The following is an 18,579-nucleotide window of genomic DNA, read 5'->3' on the forward strand; positions in this document are numbered from 1 at the left end:
TTCTTGACGTGTCTAGTGTCAAGGATCACCCCCGTTTGTTGCCTGTTTAACATCGCAACGTGCGGGGGTTTTCTCTATCTAGCGCAAGAAGCCGCGAGAGAAAGATCCCCCGCGTCGCTGCACCTGCCGGTAAAAAACCGGCGCGGTTATCATGTCGGGGAGCGCGGCGGCGATCAACGCCTGGCAACCAATTATCCGAGTCCGTTTCAGTACATCTTTCCTGCGCGCCCTGTGGGGGTTTTTCCCCCGCTGACTGACTGCACCTGCTTATCCCTCCTCCCTTACAGTGTGGCCTGACATCCATAACGCTAACGATGAAGGTCATGTTTATGTGCAAGATGAAAAGCGAACTCTGTCTCCTCGCCCTCTGCCTGGGCTTCAGTCTGAATGCCGGCGCGGCGCAGCCCGCCGGTAACTGCGGCGTACCGCAGCTGGCCACCTGCCCGCAGCCGGTGGACGATAGTCTGCCCGATGTTAAGGAGATGCTGACCTGGGACGGGCAGCAGCGCATCGTCGGCTTTCGCAACGACTACCGGTCTTATCGCGGTGATGTTTTCAAAGCCGCAGTCCCCCGGCCAATCCCGCGACTTTCCCGCTCCCTGAGCGCGGCGACCTATGACTACCACGGCCAGCGCTACGGTCTGCAGGAGTACATCAGCCGCAATAATGTCACCGGTATGATGGTGATTAAGGACGGTAAGATCGCCTGGCAGTATTACGGCGGCGGCAACACGCCGACCACGCTCTGGACCTCGCGGTCGGTAGGAAAGTCAGTCGTTTCCACACTGGTGGGGGCGGCGGTAAAAGAGGGGAAAATTGCCTCGCTTGATGATGAAATCGTCAAATATAACCCTGCCGTCAGGGGAACGGCCTGGGAACACGTTACCGTCCGCCAGCTGATGCAGCATACCTCCGGCGTGAAGTGGAGCGAAGATTACACTAATCCTCAGTCTGACTTCGCAAAGCTAACCCAGTGCGAGGCGAATGCGGGCACCTACGCCTGCGTAAATGCCCTGGTGAACGATCCGCAGCGGCAGGCTTACGCCAGGCCGGGCGAGGCGTGGTCCTACTCTTCGGGCGGCGCCTGGCTGCTGGGCGATACGCTGGAAAAAGCGACCGGCAAATCGCTGGCGCAGTACCTGCAGGAAAAGATCTGGCAGCCCTATGGCATGACGCATGACGGCGTCTGGCACAGCTATCAGCCCGGCAGGCACGACGTCGGGGCCCACGGTTTTAACGCCACGCTGGAGGACTGGGGCAAGTTCGGCCTGTTTATTATGAACAACGGCGTGCTGCCGGACGGTACGAAAGTGCTGCCGGACGGCTGGGTGAAGGCGGCGCGGAGCTGGAGCACCGCCGACAAATCCGTCACCGCGGGCCATCCCGACGGCAGCTATGGCTACCAGTGGTGGAATAACAGCGTGCCGGTCACTGCCCGGAACGTTGGCCCGGTGAAGGGACTTGAGAGTCAGGATACGATGTGGGCGCTGGGGATCTTCGGGCAGATTATCGCCGTAAATCAGAAAGAGAAGCTGGTCATCGTTCAGTGGTCGGTCTGGCCGAAGGCGGAGCCGTCGTTCAGCGCCCAGCCGCTGGAGGCCTCGCTGATGTTTAACGCTATCGCCAACGCGCTGGCGAAATAAGCGCTGCGCCCTTCGCCAGCCGGCGGAGGGCGCTTATCACTTTTTAGGCAATTTGGTTATCGCTCATTCCTTTTCGTTGTAAACCCCCGGGTGCCAAAGTCGCTATAGTCAATCACTACGGGATCGTACTGTTTTCAATAAGGAATGCTGGCGTGAAACTCTCTTTATCTTATCCTGGCGCCCTCCTGCTGGCGGGGCTGCTGCTGGTGGGCTGCGATCGGCAAAGCGGTGATGCGCACTCGATTAAAGTGGGCGTTATCAACGGCGCCGAGCAGGACGTGGCCGAGGTCGCTAAAAAAGTGGCCAAAGACAAATATGGACTCGATGTCGAGCTGGTGGGCTTCAGCGGATCGCTGCTGCCAAACGACGCGACCAATGCCGGTGAGCTGGATGCCAACGTCTTTCAGCACCGCCCGTTCCTCGAACAAGATAATAAGGCCCACGGCTATCGCCTGGTGGCGGTCGGCAATACCTTCGTATTTCCGATGGCGGGCTATTCGCGCAAAATGAAGTCGATATCGGAGCTGAAAGAGGGCGCAACAGTCGCGATCCCCAATGACCCGACCAACCTTGGCCGCGCCCTGCTGCTATTGCAAAAAGAGAAGCTGATAACGCTCAAGCCGGGAAAAGGGCTGCTACCTACCGCCGTTGACATCAGCGACAATCCGCACCGGCTGAACATCATGGAGCTTGAGGGCGCCCAGCTGCCGCGGGTGCTCGACGATCCGAAAGTGGACATTGCCATTATCAGCACCACCTACATTCAGCAAACCGGCATGTCGCCGGTGCGCGACAGCATCTTTATCGAGGATAAAAACTCGCCTTACGTTAATATTGTCGCGGCGCGCGAGGACAATAAAGATGCGGAAAACGTGAAAGAGTTTATTAAGGCCTATCAGTCGCCGGAGGTGGCGCGGGCCGCAGAGCGTATTTTTAACGGCGGGGCCGTGCCCGGCTGGCAGTGAGAGCGTCACCTGTAGCGATAAGGGCCAGCGGGATGCTGGCCCGTTTTTATTTCCATATCACGCAGCCCGCCAGCCACTCTTTATAAACATCACAGCGACGCGGAGTTGGGAGACTTAAGCCTCTTTGCTTCTCCACGCCTGCGGATAGCCATTTGGCCCAAAGCGCAGCGTCAGCAGCATCAGGCCCGCCACGCAGGCGGCGTGGAAGCCCCAGTCCAGCAGGTAATCACCGCTTGCGCTGCGCAAAATCCCCGACAACCACGGCGACAGCCCGGCAATAATAAACCCGGCTCCCTGCATAAACGCCGCCAGCCGACCGCCAACTGCCGGATGTGCGGCGTGATCGAGCGCGAGTACCAGGCAGAGCGGGAAAGCGCCGCCGAGGCCGAGACCGCATATTATCGCCCACGCCGCGGGCAGCGTCTGCGGGCAGAAGATAAGTCCGCAAAACCCGACCAGCTGCAGCGCCAGCGCAAGCAATAGCAGCCTGCGCCTGTCCTCATGGCGGGCGAGCATCGGCAGCAGCAGCGCGCCGGCGGTTTGTCCGAGAGTCATCAGCGCCAGCAGGCTGCCGCTGTACTGGGGCGTGCTGCCGAGCTGAATATAGTAGGGCGGAAGCCACGCAATGAGGCTGGCGTAGCCGCCGTTAATGGCGCCGAAATAGAGGCCGAGCGTCCAGGTACGCGGATGCCGGGAGATGCGGATCGCCGCCGTGCCGACGCCGCGGGCAGGTTCGGTAAGGTGACGACTTTGATACCACCACCCCAGCAGGGCCACGGCGGCAGGCAGCGCCCACCATGCCAGAGCGCGGTACCAGAACTCGCTGTGTCCGGCGATCCACGGCGTCAGCGCCGCGCCGAGGCCGCCGCCGCCCATCAGCGCCGCCGACCACAGGCCCATCACCGGCGGCATGTGGCGCTGGAAAAGATGTTTGATCAGGGCCGGCATAATGGTCTGAATAACGCCGATACCAATGCCGCCCAGCAGGGCGCTGGTCAGGAGCATCGCGCTATTCGGCGCCATTTCGCGCGCCAGGGCGCCGAGAATGATCATCGCCAGGCTCAGCGCCACACCCGCACGCTGGCTGAGCAGGCCGTTAACCCAGCTTCCCGCCAGCGCCATCACGCCCATGGCAACTACCGGCAGAGCGGTGAGCAGAGAAGCCGTCACAAAGCTCATGCCCGTGGCGCGGCGAAGCTCCGGCAGCAGCGGGCCGACGGAGGTGAGCAGCGGCCGCATATTGATGCCGACCAGCACCAGAACCAGCAGCATCAGTAGTCGATGTCTTGCCGGCGCGTGGGAAACCATAAACTCTCCTTAGAAAGCAAAAAAAGACGATACGCCTTTGCGTATCGTCTCGCCGCATCAGAACGGCTTCGTCGGCAGGTATTTGCCGTCAAGTGTGATCACGGCCCGCTCTCCGCCCTCCGGGTCGGCCACTTTTTTCACATCCAGTTTGAAATTGATGGCGCTGATAATGCCGTCGCCGAACTTCTCATGCACCAGCGCCTTCAGGGTAGTGCCGTAGACCTGCAGGATCTCATAGAAGCGGTAGATGGTCGGGTCGGTGGGCACCCTGTCCTCAATGCTGCCGCGCAGCGGGATGCTCTGGAGCAGCAGAACGGCGTCTTCATCCAGCGCCAGCTTGGCCCCGACCAGGCGAGCCGCATCGGCGGGCAGGGCGTGCTGGCCCAGCAGAGCGGCGGTGACGAACGCTTCTGACAGCCCGGTACCGTCTGCCAGTTCGGCAAAGGAGAGATCTTTTCTGGCTTTGGCCAGCAGGATCTGGTCGGCCAGGGCCAGGCGAATATCGCGATTAATTTGCGACTGAATCATATAAACCTCCGGTAGTAGATTAAACGTGGGCACTCTGCGGCACGGCGCGGGTACCCGGGTTTTCGGCCAGGGAGACAAATTGCCGGCGCAGGCCGTCATAGGCCGTAATATCACCGCTTTCGATGTCATATACCCAGCCGTGCAGCGCAATGCGCCCCTCCTCCAGCGCCAGGCGCACCGAGGGATGGGTCTGGATATTTGCCAGCTGAGCAATGACGTTTTCCCGCACCATCGAATGCACTTTTTCGTGCGCCGAGCGGTGTTGTTTGGCTTCATTCACAATACGGGCCGAATCCGCATAGCGCAGCCAGTGGCCGACGGCGGGCATATTGTCCATGCAGTGGCACCCCGCGATAGCGGTCATGGCGCCGCAGTCGGAGTGGCCGCAGATAACGATATCGCTGACCCGCAGCGCCGAGACGGCATACTCAACCGAGGCGGTGACGCCGCCCGGCTCCGGCCCGTAAGAGGGGACGATGTTGCCGGCATTGCGGATCACGAACAGATCGCCCGGTTCGCGCTGGGTGACCAGTTCCGGCACCAGCCGGCTGTCCGAGCAGGAAATAAAAAGGGCCCGCGGACTCTGCTGGTTGGCCAGCCGCTTAAACAGCCCGGCGCGTTCGGGAAAAACGCTGCGCTGAAATTTCAGAAAACCGTCAATAATGTCTTTCATTGTGACTCCTCCGCACCCTGTGCCATGCGAAGCAGAGTACCCGGCCCTTTCCATAAGGTAAAATATCCATTTATAATCAAGTCTATTGGTTATGCTTATGGGTTGGCGATGCTACTACGACATATCACCTATTTTCTGGCCGTGGCGGAACACCGCGGATTTACCCGGGCGGCCCAGGCGCTGCACGTTTCCCAGCCCGCGCTCTCCCAGCAGATTGGGCAGCTTGAGGCTTCTCTGGGCGCACAGCTGTTCGACCGCAGCGGGCGGCAGATCCGCCTGACCGATGCCGGTGAGATCTATATGGGCTATGCCAGGGAAGCGCTCCGGGCGCTGAAGGCGGGCAGCCGCGCCATTCACGATGTCGAAGATCTCACCTGCGGCACGCTCAGGGTGGGCGTGACGCCAACCTTTACCGCCTATCTCACCGGCCCCCTGCTGGCGGCATTTCACCTCCGCTATCCCGGCGTCACTCTGCAACTGCGTGAAATGTCTCAGGAATCTATCGAGATGTTACTGGAGCGCGATGAGCTGGATATCGGGATTGCTTTTGCGCAGGTGAATACCGCTGAGATAGAGGCCAGTCCGCTGCTGACGGAAACGCTGGCGCTGGTCGTGGCAAACCACCATCCTCTTGCGGGCCGGGAGGCTGTCGATCTCCAGCATCTTAAAGAGGAGAAGTTTGTCCTGCTGAGCGGCGAGTTCGCTACCCGGGAGCAGATCGACCGCTTCAGCCATCAGGCCGGCCTGCATCTTGCGGTGGCGATGGAGGTGAACGCCATCAGCGCCGTGCTGGAGATGGTGCGTCGCACCGGCCTGGCGACGCTTCTCCCGGCGGCGATTGCCGCTCAGCGGGAGGGCATTGCGGCGATTACGCTTTCTCCGCCGCTGCTGGAAAGAACGGCGGTGCTGCTGCGGCGCAAAGGGAGCTGGCAAACCGCCGCCGCGCGGGCGTTTACGGCCCTCGCCCACGAAAGCGCGGCGGGCGGTCTCTAACGTTCACGCAATGAGCAATGGTATGTTGTTATTGTGGCTGTTTAAGTAATAACCTTTTCTCCGGATCCTGCGGCGGCCGCGATGCGGTTTTTTTCATTGCTTACTGCCGCAAACATATTGCTACCTGAAAGATAAGGGCCGCGCGGTTCTGATATGCTATATCTATCTGCCTATGCCCGTATCTGTTAAGGAGCACGACATGCCATTTTTTACCATGAATGAAGATAACGACGATAAAAAGAACGCCGAGGGTGGCGAACCCGCTTTCATCCAGCAAAAACTCCTCTCCTCGCGCTCAATCGTCATTTCCGGCGAAATCAACCAGGAGCTGGCGCAGAAGGTGGTGACCCAGCTTATTCTGCTGCAGAGCATCAGCGACGAGCCGATCCGCATCTATCTCAACAGCCAGGGCGGCCACGTTGAAGCGGGCGATACCATTCACGACTTCATCAAGTTTATTCGCCCGGACGTGCACATCATCGGTACCGGCTGGGTGGCCAGCGCCGGGATCACCATTTTCCTCGCGGCGAAAAAAGAGCACCGCTACTCGCTGCCGAACACCCGCTTTATGATCCACCAGCCGATGGGCGGCGTGCGCGGCCAGGCGACGGATATCGAAATTGAAGCCCGCGAAATCATCCGCATGCACGACCGCATCAACCGCCTGATCGCCGACGCTACCGGCCAGCCGCTGGAGCGCGTGAAGAAAGATACCGACCGCAACTTCTGGATGTCGCCGCAGGAAGCGCTCGACTACGGCATTGTCGGTAAACAGATTACTCACTTTGATGAGCTGAACGCGGGCTAACCGCTGCAGGCACAAAAAACCCACGTCGCACAGGCTTCGTGGGTTTTTTTTTACGCCTCTTTGTTAGTGGGTCGGGAAGTGCTTCTCGCCCGGATGGGTCATCTGGAACTCGGTTTCGCGACCGGCCAGGTAGCCGTAGAAGATATAGCCAAACATAGTGATGATGGAGCCGCCGTAAACCGCGACTTCACCGCAGGCGTACACGCCGTAGATGCTGTAAACCACCGCCACCGTGCCCAGCAGTGAACCGAGAATATACTGCGACTGGGTGACGTGATTTTTACGCAGCATCACCTGCAGGCCGGTCATTGCCAGCACGTATGGCACCATGTTGATAAACACCGCCAGGTTAAGCAGCAGGTTGAACTGTTTGAGCAGGTTTGGCGAAATGGTCATGCTGGCCAGCAGCAGCTCCAGAACCAGCATGATAATCATGCCGGGGATAGGCGCGTTGTCTTTGGTTACTTTGCTGAATACCGCCGGGAACAGCGTAGTATCGGCCGCCGCCTTCGATACCTGGGCGTTAGTGAACTGCCAGCCCAGCAGAGAACCGATGCAGGCGATAACCGCGAGGGCAGTGATAAATTTCCCGACGGCCGGGGAAAACATCATGCTGAACACCAGACCAAACGGCGCGTCAGAGGTGGCAAGCTGCGCATTCGGCACGATACCCTGGATAACCGAGGTCGAGGCGATATAGACGATGGCTGCGAAGCCAGTGCCGAACAGACAGGCCAGCGGTACGTTGCGCTCCGGATTTTCCACCGTATCGGAGTTGGCGCCGGCGGACTCGATACCGAGGAAGGCCCACAGGGTCAGCGAGATCCCGGAGGAGATAGCGCTGCCGGTTGCCGCGCCGTGCGGGTTCCATGCGGCCATATACAGCTCTGGCTTAAACCAGAACCAGCCGATCACCGACAGACCGGCGACCGGAATAATAATTCCCCACACGGTAATGCTGGAGATGCGTCCGGTAACGCGCGGCCCCTTGAAGTTGGCCACCATGGTCAGCACCAGAATCGCTACCACCGTCGCAAAGGTATGCATCGGCGAACTTTTTACCCACGGCAAGAAGGGGGCGAGATAGCCGGCTGCGGAAACGGCGATAGCGACACAGCTGATGACCAGGCAAATATAGTAGGTATAGGATGCGATAAAGAAGGAGGAGGGGCCGTGCGCCTCGGCGGAGTAGGCGGACATGCCGCCGGCCCGTTTGCAATAGGCCCCGAGTTTCGCAAAAGTATAGGCAATACACATGGAACCCAGCGCGGTAACGATCCATGAAAGAATCGAAATTGCGCCGATCTGCGCGAGACTGGCCGGGAGCATAATTATCCCGGAGCCCATCATATTAACTGCGACCAAAATAGTCAGGCCAGTTAGCCCCATTTTTTTTGATTCACTAGCCATGTAGATTTACTCCACTCAAGTAAAAGGAGACGAGTTTCTAATTAATAGATTGAAATTCACTGAGCGTTGATAATTATTCTTTAATATTTACCAATGGCTCAGGGAGTCTTGTCAGAAAAATTAAACCACCAGAATCCTCAGGTATGGCTGATGATATTGGAGCGATTTACTTTCGTCAAACAGCAAATTATTTTTAAATGTTTAAATTGAATGATTATTTCCGTTAGCTGAATAAACATATTAAAGTCATTTGAAAACAATCTATTGTGTTTGTTTTTGAAGCGTGGTTAAGTTTTTTTCGCATAAAAATATAGTTTCTTCTTGGCCTTCTGAATAGTTATTTTGATGGCGGAAAATGATTATCTCTGATTATTCTTTGGTAATATTTTTGGACTATCCAATTCATTTTTGTTGTTCTATCGTCAGTGCCGTCAACTAATTCATTAATCAGCGCCGCCGCCGGCGAAGGAATTAGTTATATTGCCGCTGCAGGCAATATAGTTAAGGTTTTCAGAGCCAGGCAGACCGGTGTGCGCTCGCTACATGAGGAACAGCCCATGTCAGATAAAAAGTATTTAGTGGTGGGTGGCTCAATTGCCAATAATCCAACCCTGGAAGAGGCCGTCGATCAAATTGTTACTTCCCTGACTAATAAAGGGGAGCACGTCCGCTTCGCCGCGACCTATGCGCAGGGTACTGATTATGTTATGTCGACGGCGGCGGTAGACTGCGTCATGGTGGAGTGGGCGCCGGCGAAGGCCGCGGAGATTGTCGACTTCCTGAATAGCCTCTATCGCCATCATGCCAAAGTCCCGGTCTTTATGATGGTCAACTCCCACGCCGAGCACGGCGAGCTGGTGCCGGAAATCATGAACCGGGTGACTGAAACCTTCCTCGTGCTGGATGACACCACCGACTTTATCGTCGGGCGCCTGCGCGCCGCCGTTGCCCGTTACGAAAAAATGATTATGCCGCCGCTGATGGCCGCGATGATGAAGTACACCCGCGAGAAAGAGTACTCCTGGTCCGCGCCGGGCCATCAGGGCGGGATCGGCTTCTGCAAAACGCCGGTCGGCCGCAAGTTCTATGATTTCTACGGCGAGAACATCTTCCGTACCGATATGGGGATCGAGCGCGCCTGCCTCGGATCGATGCTCGATCACACCGGCGCTTTCGGTGAAAGTGAAAAATATATTGCCGACGTGTTCGGCGCCGACCGCTCCTACTCGCTGGTGGTGGGCACCTCCGGCGCTAACCGCACCATCATGCAGGCCTGCTGCACGGAAGACGATATCGCGCTTTGCGATCGCAACAGCCACAAATCGATTGAACAGGGCCTGATGCTCACCGGCATTCGTCCGGTCTACATGACTCCGACCCGCAACGCCTACGGTATTATCGGGCCGATCCCCAAAAAGCAGATGACGGCGGCCGCCATCAAAAATGCCATCAGCCGCAACCCCTTTGCTGCTGAAGCCCCCAATCAGAAGCCCGCCTACAGCGTGGTCACCAACTGCACCTATGACGGCCTGATCTATAACGGCGAGACTATTGAACAGCTGCTGGGCGAAAGCTGCGACCGCATCCACTATGATGAAGCCTGGTTCGGCTACTCGCGCTTTAACCCTATCTATAAAGGCTTCCACGCAATGCGCGGCGACAAAGCGAGCCACGGCAAGAATCAGCCGACTCTGTTCGCGACCCACTCGACCCACAAGCTGCTCAACGCGCTCTCTCAGGCCTCCTATATTCATATCCGCGAAGGCCGCGGTAACGTCGAGCCGGCGCAGTTCAGCCAGGCGTATATGATGCACGCCACTACCTCGCCGCTGTACTCTATTGCCGCCTCTAATGACGTGGCGGCGGCGATGATGGACGGCGAGCAGGGGATCAACCTGACCAGCGAAGTGATTGAAGAAGCGGTCGCTTTCCGCCAGGCCGTCGCCCGCAGCTGGCGCGATGCGCAGCAGAAAGGCGACTGGTTCTTTAAACCCTGGAACCCGGATAGCGTGACCTGCCCGCGCACCGGCGAAAAATATGACTTTGCCGATGCGCCGCTCTCGCTGCTGAGCAGCGAACAGTCCTGCTGGAAGCTCGATCCTGAGGATAGCTGGCACGGCTTTAGCGACCTCGATGAGGACTGGGTGATGCTCGATCCGGTCAAAGTCAGCCTGCTGGCGCCCGGCCTCAACGAAGATGGCTCCCTGTCCGAGAACGGCGTTCCCGCCGCGCTGGTCACCGCCTATCTGTCCAGCATCGGTATCGTGCCGACCCGCACTACCGATTTCCAGATCATGTTCCTGTTCTCAATGGGGATCACCAAAGGTAAGTGGGTCACCCTGATGAACAGCCTGCTCTCCTTCAAGCAGCACTATGACAACGACGATCCGCTGTCAGAAGTGATGCCGGCGCTGGTCGCCAGCGCTCCCGACGTGTACAGCGGCATGACCATGCAGCAGCTTGGGCGAAAAATGTTACGCTTCCTCAACGACTACAACCCGAGCGTGCAGCTGAACAAGGCGTACTCAACGCTGCCGGCGATTGATATGATCCCGCGCCAGGCAAACAGGCAGTTGGTGCGCAACAACGTCGAGTTGGTCTCCATCGTTAACCTCGCCGGCCGCACCGCCGCGAACTCGGTTATTCCTTACCCGCCGGGGATCCCGATGCTGATGTCCGGTGAGAACTTCGGCGATGGCAGCAGCCCGCAGATCGCCTACCTGAAAGCGCTGCAGGCGTGGGATGACGCTTTCCCCGGTTTTGAACATGAAACCGAGGGCACTCACAAAGTAGACGGCGTCTATCACGTAATGTGTATCAAACAGGCGCGTTAAAGCAGACGGCTGTTGGGGTAAAGGGCGATGTCACATCGCCCTTTATTTTTCCACTTGTCTAACTATGCATATTAGATAACAAGTTATTCACTTACGTGGGCGATGGTTATAGCAGCGATTATTATCATTATTAATAGTGATTAAGTAATTCTAATGAGAGTGGCACGATTAGGTAATAATGATTGCGACTTCAAAAGAGTGATAACAGCTGCTTACGTGACGAAAAGAGCTGAGCCATAAATAGGCGGATAATATTGATCTCCATCATTATGTAAAAGGCATAAGTCGATATGTCAATAATATGTTTTAATTTCGCAACAGTCATGCGTTATTGCACATTGACTGGTAAGTACCCGGGAGGATAATGGTGATAATAATTACTGGCAGGAATTACTGTTATGCGTACCACACACGATCTGGAAAATATTTTTAAGACTATGTTACGCGAGGAAAATATCAGCTCGCAAAATGAAATCGTTGAATATTTAAAAGAGAAGGGGTTCCTACATATTAATCAGTCGCGCGTTTCTCGTATGCTGGCCAGCCTCGGTGCGGTCAGGACGCGCAATGCCAGAATGGAGATGGTCTACTGCCTGCCCTCGGAAATGGGGGTTCCCACCACCGATACGCCGCTGTGTAAATCGATCGTCGATATAACCTCCAATGATACGATGGTGGTGACCCATACGGTTCCCGGCGCGGCGCCGCTAATTGCCCGGCTGCTGGATTCCTGCGGTAAGCCGGAGGGCATTTTAGGCACCATTGCCGGTGACGACACCATATTTATCGTACCGGTAGCCGGATTTAACGTGGGTGAACTACAGCAGACCGTTACAAATATATTACAAACCAACCATGCTTAGCCCCACCAAAAAAAGAAAGCGCGCTGCTTATAAGATTATTTGCGCCCAGCAGATCTGAAGGCCAAAAAATAGTGCTGGCGGAATATACCTGAAATTTACCCGGCGGTGATGGATGGTTATCAATTAACAGGCTTAATTATGGATATTGCAAATAAACTCTGTGAGGCATTAGCTAATGTCTTCCTGGAATTAAACATTGAGGCGCAGAGCGACATTACCATTCGTTCTGCGGCAGCCAAAAAATTTGGCGACTATCAGGTTAACTGCATTATGCAGATAGCCAGTCGGCTGAAAACGCCGCCGCTGCTGCTTGCCGATCGCGTGGCGGCGTGCCTGAAAACAGCGCCTGCGCTGGCCGGGGTGGTGGCGAAAGTAGACGTGGTGCCGCCCGGATTTATCAATATTTTCCTCAGCGACGATGCGCTGGCGCTGATGCTGGAGGCGGCGCTGGCGGACGAGCGGCTGGGCGTTGCTAAAGAGGCGCCGCAGACCGTCGTCGTGGACTACTCTTCGCCCAACGTAGCCAAAGAGATGCACGTCGGCCACCTGCGTTCCACTATCATTGGCGATGCGGTGGTGCGCACTCTCCGGTTCCTCGGTCACCGCGTCATTCGCGCCAACCATATCGGCGACTGGGGTACCCAGTTCGGCATGCTGATTGCCCTGCTGGAGGAGCGCCAGCAGGAGAGCGACGGCTCTCTGTCGGGCCTTGAGGCCTTCTACCGCGAAGCAAAAAGGCGGGACGAAACGGATGCCGCTTTTGCTGCGCGGGCCCGGGAGTACGTGGTCAGGCTACAGCAGGGCGACGCCCACTGCCGGGCGCTGTGGAAGCAGCTGGTGCAGATCACGATGGAGCAGAATCAGCACACCTATCAGCGCCTGAACGTTACCCTGACGCCGCAGGACATCATGGGCGAAAGCCTCTACAACCCGATGCTGCCCGGCATCGTCGGCGACCTGCTGGCGCGCGGCATCGCCGAAGAGAGCCGCGGCGCGGTGGTGGTCTACCTGCCGGAATATCAGAACAAAGCGGGCGAGCCGATGGGGGTCATCATCCGTAAAAAGGATGGTGCCTATCTGTACACCACCACCGACATCGCCTGCGCGAAGTACCGCTATGAAACCCTGCACGCCGACCGGATGCTCTACTACATCGACGCCCGCCAGCACCAGCACCTGATGCAGGCGTGGGCCATCGTGCGCCGGGCCGGCTACGTGCCGCCGGAGGTGCCGATGGAGCACCACATGTTTGGCGTAATGCTGGACAAATCCGGCAGGCCGTTCAAAACCCGCGAAGGCGGGACGGTGAAGCTGTCGGACCTGCTGGATGAGGCGGTGTTTCGCGCCGGGCAATTGGTTAGCGTCAGGGCGCCGCACCTCGATCCCGCCGAGCAGCACTATCTGGCGAATGTTATCGGCATTGGTGCGGTTAAGTACGCCGATTTGTCGAAAAACCGCACCACCGACTACGTATTCGACTGGGATAACATGCTCAGTTTTGAAGGCAATACCGCGCCCTACATTCAGTACGCCCATGCGCGTATTGCTTCAATTCTGCGGCGACTGCAGGTAGAACAGGTGAGCGGTCCGCTGGTTATCAGCAATGAGAAGGAGCGCGACCTGGCGCTGCGGCTGGTGCAGTTTGAAGAGACGCTGCGCCGGGTTGCCCGCGACGGCACGCCGCACGTGCTGTGCGCCTGGCTGTACGATCTGGCGGGCGCATTCTCCAGCTTCTACGCCGCCTGCCCGGTGATTAACGCCCAGGCGCCGGCGCAGACTGCCAGCCGTCTGAAACTTGTCGCCCTGACCGCGCGCACCCTTAAGGCGGGGCTGAATTTGCTGGGGATTGAGGCCCCGGAAAGGATGTAGTCGCCAGGGCCTGGCCTCAGGACTTTTTATTACCCCGGTACGCCAGCGCTACCACCAGCGACTGCACCAGGCACAACGTGGCCGACTGGGAGCGAAAGGCGTCCACCTGGGCCTCTTTCACCACGAAGCAGAGATCGCTGAAGGTCGCCAGCGGGCTTATCTGGCTGTCGGTAATGACGATTTGCCGGGCGCCGACGGCGGCGGCGTTTTCGCTGACCATCAGCGTCTCCTCCGCGTAGGGCGAAAAGCTCACCGACACCACGATATCCTGCGCCTTGATGCGCCCGGACTGCTCGCGCAGCATACCGCCCATGCCGTCGAGCAGCACCGGACGACAGTCGAGGTGGCTCAGGGCGTAAGTCAGGTAGGTGGCGATGCTGTACGAGCGGCGCAGGCCTACCACGTAAATAGTCTCGGCGGCGGCCAGCAGTTCGACGGCCCTGCTGAGCATATCGGGATCGGTGCGGGCGGCGAGCTGCTGCAGCGCCTGGCCATTCGAGCGGGCAAACTCCTGCAGAATATCGAGCGGGGTCTCCGGCACCTCTTCGCTCTCCATCTCTTTAAACAGGCGCGCGCGGTCGCTGTAGCTCGCCGTCTCCTCCATCAGATTCATGCGAAACAGCTGTTTCATTTCGTTAAAGCCGGTGAAGTCAAAGGCGTTTGCAAAGCGGATAAGCGTTGACGGCGGCACGTCGGCGCGCTCGGCAATAATGGCGACGGTATCAAAGGCGACGCTGTTGGTGTTATCCAGCACGTAGCGCGAAACCTGCTGCAGGCGCTTGCTCAGACCGTCGTAACGGTCGCGGATTTGCTGTTGAAGTTCACTCAGGCTGGATGCGGTTGCCATTTCTTCCTCTCTGCGCATGTCATTGCGCAATTCTACATCATAAAAACCCATCGCCGATCACAATAATCAATATTTATTTTATTTCAACTTAAAATGGAATGTTTGTTTCATATACAGTGTTCTGGTCACATTAACGTAACAACAGCGAGAGGTTCAGGATGGAGACGGTAGCGAATTTTATTCACGGTGAATGTGTCACCGGTGCAGGCCAGCGCATTCAGGCGATCTTCAACCCGGCGACCGGCGAGCAGATCCGCCAGGTCGCAATGAGCACGGCGCAGGAGACGCAGCAGGCGATTGCCGCCGCGCAGCAGGCGTTTTCCGGCTGGTCGAAACAGTCTCCGCTGAAGCGAGCGCGGGTGATGTTCCGCTTTAAGGCGCTGCTGGAAGAAAACGCCGATCGCCTGGCGCGGCTTATCAGCGAAGAGCACGGCAAAGTGTTCTCCGACGCCATCGGCGAGCTGACCCGCGGCCTGGAAGTGGTGGAGTTCGCCTGCGGTATTCCGCATCTGCAGAAGGGCGAGCACTCGGCCAACGTCGGCACCGGCGTCGATAGCCACTCGCTGATGCAGCCGCTGGGCGTCTGCGCCGGCATTACGCCGTTTAACTTCCCGGCGATGGTGCCGATGTGGATGTTCCCGATTGCGCTGGCCACCGGCAATACCTTCGTACTCAAACCGTCGGAAAAAGATCCCTCTCTGGCCCTCGAGCTGGCGCGTCTGCTGAAACAGGCGGGCCTGCCGGACGGCGTTTTCAACGTAGTACAGGGCGATAAAGAGGCGGTGGACGTGCTGCTGACCGATCCCCGCGTGCAGGCGGTGAGCTTCGTCGGCTCAACGCCGATCGCGCAATACATCTACGAGACCGCTTCGGCCCACGGCAAGCGCTGCCAGGCGCTCGGCGGGGCGAAAAACCACTGCCTGCTGATGCCGGACGCCGATATGGAGATGGCCATCGGGGCGATAATGGGCGCGGCCTTCGGCGCGGCGGGCGAACGCTGCATGGCGCTGTCGGTGGTGGTTGCCGTTGGCGACGAGGCCGCCGACGACCTGTGCCGGCGGCTGGAAGAGCAGATGGCCTCCCTGCGCGTCGGACCGGGTCTTGACCAGGCGCCGGAAAACGAGATGGGGCCGCTGATTTCCGCCGCCCACCGCAGCAAGGTGCTGGGCTACATCGACAGCGGCGAAGAGCAGGGCGCGAGGCTGCGCGTTGACGGGCGCGGCCTGCGGGTTAAGGGGCATGAGCAGGGCTACTTCGTTGGCCCGACGCTGTTCGATAACGTCACGCCAGAGATGCGCATCTACCGGGAGGAGATCTTCGGCCCGGTGCTGAGCGTGGTGCGGGTTGCCGACTACGAAAGCGGCCTTCAGCTGATTAACGACCACGAATACGGCAACGGCGCGGCCATCTTTACCCGCGACGGCGGCACGGCGCGGCGCTTTGGCGAAGAGGTACAGGCGGGCATGGTGGGCATTAATGTCCCGATCCCGGTGCCGATGGCCTTCCACAGCTTCGGCGGCTGGAAGCGCTCCATTTTCGGGCCGCTGAACGTTCACGGCAACGACGGCGTGCGCTTCTACACCCGGATGAAAACCCTCACCGCCCGCTGGCCCGACCTGCAGCAGGACCGGGGAGCGGCATTCTCCATGCCGACGCTCGGCTGACGGGAGGCCTCATGAAGACCGAACGCATGACCATGGCGCAGGCGCTGGTCCGCTTCCTCAATCAGCAGTATCTGTCGGTGGACGGCGAGGAGACGCCCTTCGTGGAGGGCGTGATGACTATCTTCGGGCACGGCAACGTGCTCGGTATCGGCCAGGCGCTGGAACAGGATCCCGGCCACCTCCGGGTGTGGCAGGGCTGCAACGAGCAGGGCATGGCGCACATCGCCACCGGCTTTGCCAAACAGCACCGCCGGCAAAAAATCATCGCCGTTACCTCCTCGGTGGGGCCGGGGGCGGCGAACATGGTGACCGCCGCCGCCACGGCGACGGCGAACCGCATTCCGCTGCTGCTGCTGCCGGGCGATATCTACGCCAGCCGCCAGCCGGACCCGGTGTTGCAGCAGATTGAGCAGTATCACGACCTGAGCATCAGCACTAACGACTGCTTCCGCCCGGTCTCCCGCTACTGGGACCGCATCAACCGCCCGGAGCAGTTGATGAGCGCCATGCTCAGCGCGATGCGCACCCTCACCGATCCGGCGGACTGCGGCGCGGTGACTATCTGCCTGCCCCAGGACGTACAGGGCGAGGTCTGGGACTATCCGCAGAGTTTCTTTGCCCGCCGGGTGCATCACCTGGAGCGGCGGCCGCCGGACGCCTCGCGGCTGGCGCAGGCGCGGGATCTGATCGCCCGCAAGCGCCGCCCGCTGATTATCTGCGGCGGCGGGGTGCGCTATTCCGGGGCCCACGCGGCGCTGCAGCAGTTCGCCGAGCGCCACTTCCTGCCGCTGGCGGAAACCCAGGCGGGCAAGGGCGCGCTGGTCAGCGCGCACCCGCTGAACCTCGGCGGGCTTGGCGTCACCGGCGCCCAGGCGGCGAATACCCTGGCCGCGCAGGCGGACCTGGTGATCGGCGTCGGCACCCGGCTGACAGACTTCACCACCGGCTCGAAGTCGCTGTTTTCTCATCCTGATGTTGATTTTCTGCTGCTCAACGTCGCCGAATTTGATGCCCTCAAGCTGGACGCCACGGCGCTGATCGCCGACGCCCGCTGCGGGCTGGAACAGCTGACCCGGGCGCTCGGCGGCTACCGCAGCGGCTGGCAGGGAGAGATAGCCGATGCCCGGGGCGCGTGGGACGAAGAGCTGCAGCGGCTGTGGGCGCGGGAGTGGCGCCCGGACGAGGCGCCGGAAATCGCCGGCCACCTCGACGCGCAGCTGGCGGAGTATGCCGACACCCTCAACACCCGCCTGACCCAGACCCGGGCGCTGGGGCTTATCAACCAGCAGGTCGGGGATGACGCCATCGTGGTGGGGGCCGCAGGCTCGCTGCCCGGCGATCTGCAGCGCCTCTGGCAGGTGCGCGCACCGGACGGCTATCACCTGGAGTACGGCTACTCCTGCATGGGCTATGAAATCGCCGCCGCCGTCGGCGCGAAGCTGGCGGCGCCGGCACGGCCGGTGTACGCGATGGTCGGCGACGGCTCTTACATGATGCTGCACTCCGAGCTGCAGACGGCGGTGCAGGAGGGAATTAAAATCACCGTCCTGCTGTTCGATAACGCCGGCTTCGGCTGCATCAACAACCTGCAGATGGGCCACGGCATGGGCAGCTTTGGCACCGAAAACCGCCGCCGTAATCCGGACAGCGGCAGGCTGGACGGGCCGCTGGTGACCGTCGATTTTGCCAAAAACGCCGAAAGCTACGGCTGCCGCGCCTGGCGGGTGCATGACGAGGCGAGCCTGCTGCAGGCGCTGGCGGAGTCGAAAGCGCACCCCGGGCCGTCGCTGCTGGACATCAAGGTACTGCCCAAAACCATGACCCACGACTATGGCGCCTGGTGGCGCACCGGCGATGCGCAGCAGGCGGACTCCGCGGCGGTTCGCCGCGCGGCGGCGGAGACCGCAGAGCGGCTCACGCGCGCCCGCCAGTACTGATCTCTCCCAACCTGCCCCTTCTGTCCCGTCCGGCACTGCCGCCGGCCGGGGCGGAAAGGGCATTCCATTTCCCGGCGAAATCTGACTGTTTTTCACCCTGATGTTGTGATGTTGATAACGAATTTTATCTGTGCGTTAACAAAACTGTTAAGCGGTACGCAAAAACATAACTTTCACTTTCTCGAAAAATGAAATAAATGTTTTATTTACGGTGTCGTTAGTTCATTGCGTTCACCA

The 18,579-nt window shown here is 59.1% G+C and carries 14 protein-coding genes; 9 read left to right on the forward strand and 5 right to left on the reverse strand.

Features of this window, described 5'->3' with window-relative positions:
* The first annotated feature begins 329 nt into the window (after positions 1–329).
* On the forward strand, positions 330–1,643 hold the full coding sequence (locus tag ENGE1_RS11780) for a serine hydrolase domain-containing protein (protein WP_048253643.1): 1,314 nt from the start codon (positions 330–332) through the stop codon (positions 1,641–1,643).
* A gap of 152 nt (positions 1,644–1,795) precedes the next feature.
* Positions 1,796–2,608: a lipoprotein NlpA gene (gene nlpA / locus ENGE1_RS11785; protein WP_048253581.1), complete on the forward strand. Its 813-nt coding sequence runs from the start codon at positions 1,796–1,798 to the stop codon at positions 2,606–2,608.
* Between the two features lie 114 nt (positions 2,609–2,722).
* Here the strand turns inward: nlpA and ENGE1_RS11790 are convergent, their stop codons facing one another.
* The 3 genes from ENGE1_RS11790 to ENGE1_RS11800 are packed head-to-tail and all read right to left on the reverse strand — an operon-like array spanning position 2,723 to position 5,117.
* Entirely contained in the window at positions 2,723–3,916 is a 1,194-nt protein-coding gene (locus tag ENGE1_RS11790) for a cyanate transporter (RefSeq protein WP_048253582.1), read from the reverse strand.
* Between the two features lie 57 nt (positions 3,917–3,973).
* The gene (cynS, locus tag ENGE1_RS11795) at positions 3,974–4,444 is read right to left on the reverse strand and encodes a cyanase (protein ID WP_043081354.1); all 471 of its coding nucleotides are present in this window, start codon (positions 4,442–4,444) and stop codon (positions 3,974–3,976) included.
* Between the two features lie 19 nt (positions 4,445–4,463).
* Entirely contained in the window at positions 4,464–5,117 is a 654-nt protein-coding gene (locus ENGE1_RS11800) for a carbonic anhydrase (protein WP_048253583.1), read from the reverse strand.
* Between the two features lie 108 nt (positions 5,118–5,225).
* On the opposite strand from ENGE1_RS11800, the gene cynR reads away from it, so the two are divergent.
* On the forward strand, positions 5,226–6,110 hold the full coding sequence (gene cynR / locus ENGE1_RS11805) for a transcriptional regulator CynR (RefSeq protein ID WP_048253584.1): 885 nt from the start codon (positions 5,226–5,228) through the stop codon (positions 6,108–6,110).
* Between the two features lie 214 nt (positions 6,111–6,324).
* On the forward strand, positions 6,325–6,918 hold the full coding sequence (locus tag ENGE1_RS11810) for an ATP-dependent Clp protease proteolytic subunit (RefSeq protein ID WP_225823540.1): 594 nt from the start codon (positions 6,325–6,327) through the stop codon (positions 6,916–6,918).
* Between the two features lie 63 nt (positions 6,919–6,981).
* Here ENGE1_RS11810 and potE read toward each other — a convergent pair whose 3' ends face one another.
* Positions 6,982–8,328 carry a putrescine-ornithine antiporter gene (gene potE, locus ENGE1_RS11815; RefSeq protein ID WP_043081350.1) on the reverse strand — a complete coding sequence of 449 codons (1,347 nt, stop codon included), beginning with the start codon at positions 8,326–8,328 and terminating at the stop codon, positions 6,982–6,984.
* Between the two features lie 557 nt (positions 8,329–8,885).
* Here potE and adiA point away from each other — a divergent pair.
* From adiA to argS, 3 genes are all read left to right on the forward strand, one after another.
* A complete protein-coding gene (adiA, locus tag ENGE1_RS11820; protein WP_048253585.1) occupies positions 8,886–11,162 on the forward strand; it encodes an arginine decarboxylase in 2,277 nt (758 codons plus the stop codon).
* Positions 11,163–11,560: 398 nt separating this feature from the next.
* Positions 11,561–12,025 (forward strand): transcriptional regulator ArgR, encoded by a 465-nt coding sequence (gene argR, locus ENGE1_RS11825; RefSeq protein ID WP_043081349.1) that lies wholly within the window; start codon positions 11,561–11,563, stop codon positions 12,023–12,025.
* Positions 12,026–12,163: 138 nt separating this feature from the next.
* A complete protein-coding gene (gene argS, locus ENGE1_RS11830; RefSeq protein ID WP_048253586.1) occupies positions 12,164–13,894 on the forward strand; it encodes an arginine--tRNA ligase in 1,731 nt (576 codons plus the stop codon).
* A 16-nt stretch (positions 13,895–13,910) separates the two neighbouring features.
* Here argS and ENGE1_RS11835 read toward each other — a convergent pair whose 3' ends face one another.
* Positions 13,911–14,741, reverse strand: a complete 831-nt coding sequence (locus ENGE1_RS11835) for a MurR/RpiR family transcriptional regulator (protein ID WP_043081347.1) — start codon at positions 14,739–14,741, stop codon at positions 13,911–13,913.
* 158 nt (positions 14,742–14,899) lie between these two features.
* Here ENGE1_RS11835 and ENGE1_RS11840 point away from each other — a divergent pair, with 158 nt between their 5' ends.
* Both ENGE1_RS11840 and iolD read left to right on the forward strand, forming a co-directional pair.
* Positions 14,900–16,405, forward strand: coding sequence for a CoA-acylating methylmalonate-semialdehyde dehydrogenase (locus tag ENGE1_RS11840; protein ID WP_048253587.1), 1,506 nt, complete (start codon positions 14,900–14,902; stop codon positions 16,403–16,405).
* A gap of 11 nt (positions 16,406–16,416) precedes the next feature.
* The gene (iolD, locus tag ENGE1_RS11845) at positions 16,417–18,342 is read left to right on the forward strand and encodes a 3D-(3,5/4)-trihydroxycyclohexane-1,2-dione acylhydrolase (decyclizing) (protein ID WP_048253588.1); all 1,926 of its coding nucleotides are present in this window, start codon (positions 16,417–16,419) and stop codon (positions 18,340–18,342) included.
* The last annotated feature ends 237 nt before the right edge of the window (positions 18,343–18,579 follow it).

It is taken from the genome of Pluralibacter gergoviae ATCC 33028 = NBRC 105706, from assembly GCF_001598855.1.
Lineage (GTDB): Bacteria > Pseudomonadota > Gammaproteobacteria > Enterobacterales > Enterobacteriaceae > Pluralibacter > Pluralibacter gergoviae.

What these genes read in the sequence shown, in the direction of transcription:
- ENGE1_RS11780 (WP_048253643.1), top strand. Translation starts at nt 330, where the DNA reads ATGTGCAAGATGAAAAGCGAACTCTGTCTCCTCGCCCTCTGCCTGGGC.
- ENGE1_RS11790 (WP_048253582.1), bottom strand. Translation starts at nt 3,916, where the DNA reads ATGGTTTCCCACGCGCCGGCAAGACATCGACTACTGATGCTGCTGGTT.
- cynS (WP_043081354.1), bottom strand. Translation starts at nt 4,444, where the DNA reads ATGATTCAGTCGCAAATTAATCGCGATATTCGCCTGGCCCTGGCCGAC.
- ENGE1_RS11800 (WP_048253583.1), bottom strand. Translation starts at nt 5,117, where the DNA reads ATGAAAGACATTATTGACGGTTTTCTGAAATTTCAGCGCAGCGTTTTT.
- cynR (WP_048253584.1), top strand. Translation starts at nt 5,226, where the DNA reads ATGCTACTACGACATATCACCTATTTTCTGGCCGTGGCGGAACACCGC.
- ENGE1_RS11810 (WP_225823540.1), top strand. Translation starts at nt 6,325, where the DNA reads ATGAATGAAGATAACGACGATAAAAAGAACGCCGAGGGTGGCGAACCC.
- potE (WP_043081350.1), bottom strand. Translation starts at nt 8,328, where the DNA reads ATGGCTAGTGAATCAAAAAAAATGGGGCTAACTGGCCTGACTATTTTG.
- adiA (WP_048253585.1), top strand. Translation starts at nt 8,886, where the DNA reads ATGTCAGATAAAAAGTATTTAGTGGTGGGTGGCTCAATTGCCAATAAT.
- argR (WP_043081349.1), top strand. Translation starts at nt 11,561, where the DNA reads ATGCGTACCACACACGATCTGGAAAATATTTTTAAGACTATGTTACGC.
- argS (WP_048253586.1), top strand. Translation starts at nt 12,164, where the DNA reads ATGGATATTGCAAATAAACTCTGTGAGGCATTAGCTAATGTCTTCCTG.
- ENGE1_RS11835 (WP_043081347.1), bottom strand. Translation starts at nt 14,741, where the DNA reads ATGGCAACCGCATCCAGCCTGAGTGAACTTCAACAGCAAATCCGCGAC.
- ENGE1_RS11840 (WP_048253587.1), top strand. Translation starts at nt 14,900, where the DNA reads ATGGAGACGGTAGCGAATTTTATTCACGGTGAATGTGTCACCGGTGCA.
- iolD (WP_048253588.1), top strand. Translation starts at nt 16,417, where the DNA reads ATGAAGACCGAACGCATGACCATGGCGCAGGCGCTGGTCCGCTTCCTC.